Here is a 5,098-nt window from a genome sequence, read left to right on the forward strand (position 1 = left end):
GTTTAGGGTGTGGCTTTGTTTTTTTGATGCCAGTTTGTTGGTGTCTTTTGTTTGGTCGAATTTTTCTGATTCGAATTCTGCCTGTCTTTGGATGGGAAGTTTTTGTTTGGAGAGTTTGATTCTGGCTCAGGACGAACGCTGGCGGCGTGCTTAACACATGCAAGTCGAACGGAAAGGCCCTTCGGGGTACTCGAGTGGCGAACGGGTGAGTAACACGTGGGTGATCTGCCCTGCACTTTGGGATAAGCCTGGGAAACTGGGTCTAATACCGAATATGACCGCGCACTTCCTGGTGTGTGGTGGAAAGCTTTTGCGGTGTGGGATGGGCCCGCGGCCTATCAGCTTGTTGGTGGGGTAATGGCCTACCAAGGCGACGACGGGTAGCCGGCCTGAGAGGGTGACCGGCCACACTGGGACTGAGATACGGCCCAGACTCCTACGGGAGGCAGCAGTGGGGAATATTGCACAATGGGCGCAAGCCTGATGCAGCGACGCCGCGTGAGGGATGACGGCCTTCGGGTTGTAAACCTCTTTCAATAGGGACGAAGCGCAAGTGACGGTACCTATAGAAGAAGGACCGGCCAACTACGTGCCAGCAGCCGCGGTAATACGTAGGGTCCGAGCGTTGTCCGGAATTACTGGGCGTAAAGAGCTCGTAGGTGGTTTGTCGCGTTGTTCGTGAAAACTCACAGCTTAACTGTGGGCGTGCGGGCGATACGGGCAGACTAGAGTACTGCAGGGGAGACTGGAATTCCTGGTGTAGCGGTGGAATGCGCAGATATCAGGAGGAACACCGGTGGCGAAGGCGGGTCTCTGGGCAGTAACTGACGCTGAGGAGCGAAAGCGTGGGGAGCGAACAGGATTAGATACCCTGGTAGTCCACGCCGTAAACGGTGGGTACTAGGTGTGGGTTTCCTTCCTTGGGATCCGTGCCGTAGCTAACGCATTAAGTACCCCGCCTGGGGAGTACGGCCGCAAGGCTAAAACTCAAAGAAATTGACGGGGGCCCGCACAAGCGGCGGAGCATGTGGATTAATTCGATGCAACGCGAAGAACCTTACCTGGGTTTGACATGCACAGGACGCCAGTAGAGATATTGGTTCCCTTGTGGCCTGTGTGCAGGTGGTGCATGGCTGTCGTCAGCTCGTGTCGTGAGATGTTGGGTTAAGTCCCGCAACGAGCGCAACCCTTATCTTATGTTGCCAGCGCGTAATGGCGGGGACTCGTGAGAGACTGCCGGGGTCAACTCGGAGGAAGGTGGGGATGACGTCAAGTCATCATGCCCCTTATGTCCAGGGCTTCACACATGCTACAATGGCCGGTACAAAGGGCTGCGATGCCGTGAGGTGGAGCGAATCCTTTCAAAGCCGGTCTCAGTTCGGATCGGGGTCTGCAACTCGACCCCGTGAAGTCGGAGTCGCTAGTAATCGCAGATCAGCAACGCTGCGGTGAATACGTTCCCGGGCCTTGTACACACCGCCCGTCACGTCATGAAAGTCGGTAACACCCGAAGCCGGTGGCCTAACCCTTGTGGAGGGAGCCGTCGAAGGTGGGATCGGCGATTGGGACGAAGTCGTAACAAGGTAGCCGTACCGGAAGGTGCGGCTGGATCACCTCCTTTCTAAGGAGCACCACGAGACCTGGGCCGGCCCCGCAGATCGCGGGATCAGCTGAGCTTTCAGGCGATTCGTTGGATGGCCTCGCACCTGTAGTGGGTGGGGGTCTGGTGCACTCAACAAACTTGGCGTGGGATGCGGGAAAGCATCTGCGGAAAATCATCAGACACACTATTGGGCTTTGAGACAACAGGCCCGTGCCCCTTTCGGGGGGTGGCTCCCGGTTGCGGGTGTCGGCGTGTTGTTGCCTCACTTTGGTGGTGGGGTGTGGTGTTTGATTTGTGGATAGTGGTTGCGAGCATCTAGCACGCGAATACGTGAGGCTCTCACCGCCTGTATGGGTGGTGTGGGCCAGTGTTTGTGTGCGATTGATGTGCAATTTCTTTTGAAACTCATTTTTTGGTTTTTGTGTTGTAAGTGTTTAAGGGCGCATGGTGGATGCCTTGGCACTGGGAGCCGATGAAGGACGTTGGAGGCTGCGATATGCCTCGGGGAGCTGCCAACCGAGCGTTGATCCGAGGATGTCCGAATGGGGAAACCCAGCACGAGTGATGTCGTGTTACCCACTACTGAATACATAGGTAGTGGGGGGGAACGCGGGGAAGTGAAACATCTCAGTACCCGTAGGAAGAGAAAACAAAAGTGATTCCGTGAGTAGTGGCGAGCGAAAGCGGAGGATGGCTAAACCGTATGCATGTGATACCGGGTAGGGGTTGTGTGTGCGGGGTTGTGGGACCTGTTTTTCCAGTTCTACCTGGCTGGAGGGTAGTGAGAAAATGTCGTGGTTAACGGAAGTGGTTTGGGATGACCTGCCGTAGACGGTGAGAGCCCGGTACGTGAAAACCTGACATCTGCCTTGAACAGTGTTCCCGAGTAGCAGCGGGCCCGTGAAATCTGCTGTGAATCTGCCGGGACCACCCGGTAAGCCTGAATACTTCCCAGTGACCGATAGCGGATTAGTACCGTGAGGGAATGGTGAAAAGTACCCCGGGAGGGGAGTGAAATAGTACCTGAAACCGTGCGCTTACAATCCGTCAGAGCCTTCGACTTTGTCGTGGGGTGATGGCGTGCCTTTTGAAGAATGAGCCTGCGAGTCAGGGACATGTCGCGAGGTTAACCCGTGTGGGGTAGCCGCAGCGAAAGCGAGTCTGAATAGGGCGTATCCACACAACAGTGTGTGGTGTAGTGGTGTGTTCTGGACCCGAAGCGGAGTGATCTACCCATGGCCAGGGTGAAGCGCGGGTAAGACCGCGTGGAGGCCCGAACCCACTTAGGTTGAAGACTGAGGGGATGAGCTGTGGGTAGGGGTGAAAGGCCAATCAAACTCCGTGATAGCTGGTTCTCCCCGAAATGCATTTAGGTGCAGCGTCACATGTTTCTTGTTGGAGGTAGAGCTACTGGATGGCCGATGGGCCCCACAGGGTTACTGACGTCAGCCAAACTCCGAATGCCGACAAGTCCAAGAATGTGGCAGTGAGACGGCGGGGGATAAGCTCCGTGCGTCGAGAGGGAAACAGCCCAGATCGCCGGCTAAGGCCCCTAAGCGTGTACTAAGTGGAAAAGGATGTGCAGTCGCGAAGACAACCAGGAGGTTGGCTTAGAAGCAGCCACCCTTGAAAGAGTGCGTAATAGCTCACTGGTCAAGTGATTGTGCGCCGATAATGTAGCGGGGCTCAAGTACACCGCCGAAGCCGCGGCAACGTATTTATACGTTGGGTAGGGGAGCGTCCTGCATCCGGTGAAGCAGCAGAGTGATCTAGCTGTGGAGGGTGTGGGAGTGAGAATGCAGGCATGAGTAGCGAATAGGCAAGTGAGAACCTTGCCCGCCGAAAGACCAAGGGTTCCTGGGCCAGGCCAGTCCTCCCAGGGTGAGTCGGGACCTAAGGCGAGGCCGACAGGCGTAGTCGATGGACAACGGGTTGATATTCCCGTACCCGTGTATGTGCGTCCATGATGAATCCATTGTGCTAACCATCCAAAACCGTCGTGACCGATCCCTTCGGGGTGAGGCGTTGACGGGGCTGCGTGGGACCCCGGTGGGTAGTAGTCAAGCGATGGGGTGACGCAGGAAGGTAGCCGTACCAGTCAGTGGTTGTACTGGGGTAAGCCGGTAGGGAGAAACGTAGGCAAATCCGCGTTTCATATTCCTGAGAGGTGATGCATAGCCGTTTGAGGCGAATTCGGTGATCCTATGCTGCCAAGAAAAGCCTCTAGCGAGGACATACACGGCCCGTACCCCAAACCAACACAGGTGGTCAGGTAGAGAATACTAAGGCGTACGAGTGAACTATGGTTAAGGAACTCGGCAAAATGCCCCCGTAACTTCGGGAGAAGGGGGACCCCCATATCGTCAAGGCTTTTGCGGCCGGCAGCGGGAGGGGGTGGCACAAACCAGTGAGAAGCGACTGTTTACTAAAAACACAGGTCCGTGCGAAGTCGCAAGACGATGTATACGGACTGACGCCTGCCCGGTGCTGGAAGGTTAAGAGGACCTGTTAACCCTTCGGGGTGAAGCAGAGAATTTAAGCCCCAGTAAACGGCGGTGGTAACTATAACCATCCTAAGGTAGCGAAATTCCTTGTCGGGTAAGTTCCGACCTGCACGAATGGCGTAACGACTTCTCAACTGTCTCAACCATAGACTCGGCGAAATTGCACTACGAGTAAAGATGCTCGTTACGCGCGGCAGGACGAAAAGACCCCGGGACCTTCACTACAACTTGGTATTGGTGCTCGATACGGTTTGTGTAGGATAGGTGGGAGACTGTGAAATTCACACGCCAGTGTGGGTGGAGTCGTTGTTGAAATACCACTCTGATCGTATTGGGCCTCTAACCTCGGACCGTATATCCGGTTCAGGGACAGTGCCTGGTGGGTAGTTTAACTGGGGCGGTTGCCTCCCAAAATGTAACGGAGGCGCCCAAAGGTTCCCTCAACCTGGACGGCAATCAGGTGTTGAGTGTAAGTGCACAAGGGAGCTTGACTGCGAGACGTACATGTCGAGCAGGGACGAAAGTCGGGACTAGTGATCCGGCACCTCTGAGTGGAAGGGGTGTCGCTCAACGGATAAAAGGTACCCCGGGGATAACAGGCTGATCTTCCCCAAGAGTCCATATCGACGGGATGGTTTGGCACCTCGATGTCGGCTCGTCGCATCCTGGGGCTGGAGCAGGTCCCAAGGGTTGGGCTGTTCGCCCATTAAAGCGGCACGCGAGCTGGGTTTAGAACGTCGTGAGACAGTTCGGTCTCTATCCGCCGCGCGCGTCAGAAGCTTGAGGAAATCTGTCCCTAGTACGAGAGGACCGGGACGGACGAACCTCTGGTGTACCAGTTGTTCCACCAGGAGCACGGCTGGATAGCCACGTTCGGACAGGATAACCGCTGAAAGCATCTAAGCGGGAAACCCCCTCCAAGACCAGGCTTCTCACCCTTTTAGAGGGATAAGGCCCCCCGCAGACCACGGGATTGATAGGTCAGACCTGG

At 55.8% G+C, this 5,098-nt stretch carries 2 rRNA genes; both read left to right on the forward strand.

Features of this window, described 5'->3' with window-relative positions:
• Window positions 1-103 precede the first annotated feature (103 nt).
• Window positions 104-1,621: ribosomal RNA gene (locus tag AC4ELH_RS35310) — 16S ribosomal RNA — on the forward strand.
• Between the two features lie 406 nt (window positions 1,622-2,027).
• A 23S ribosomal RNA gene (locus tag AC4ELH_RS35315) occupies window positions 2,028-5,098 on the forward strand; the annotation flags it as partial.

The organism is Mycobacterium shunyiense (assembly GCF_058270075.1).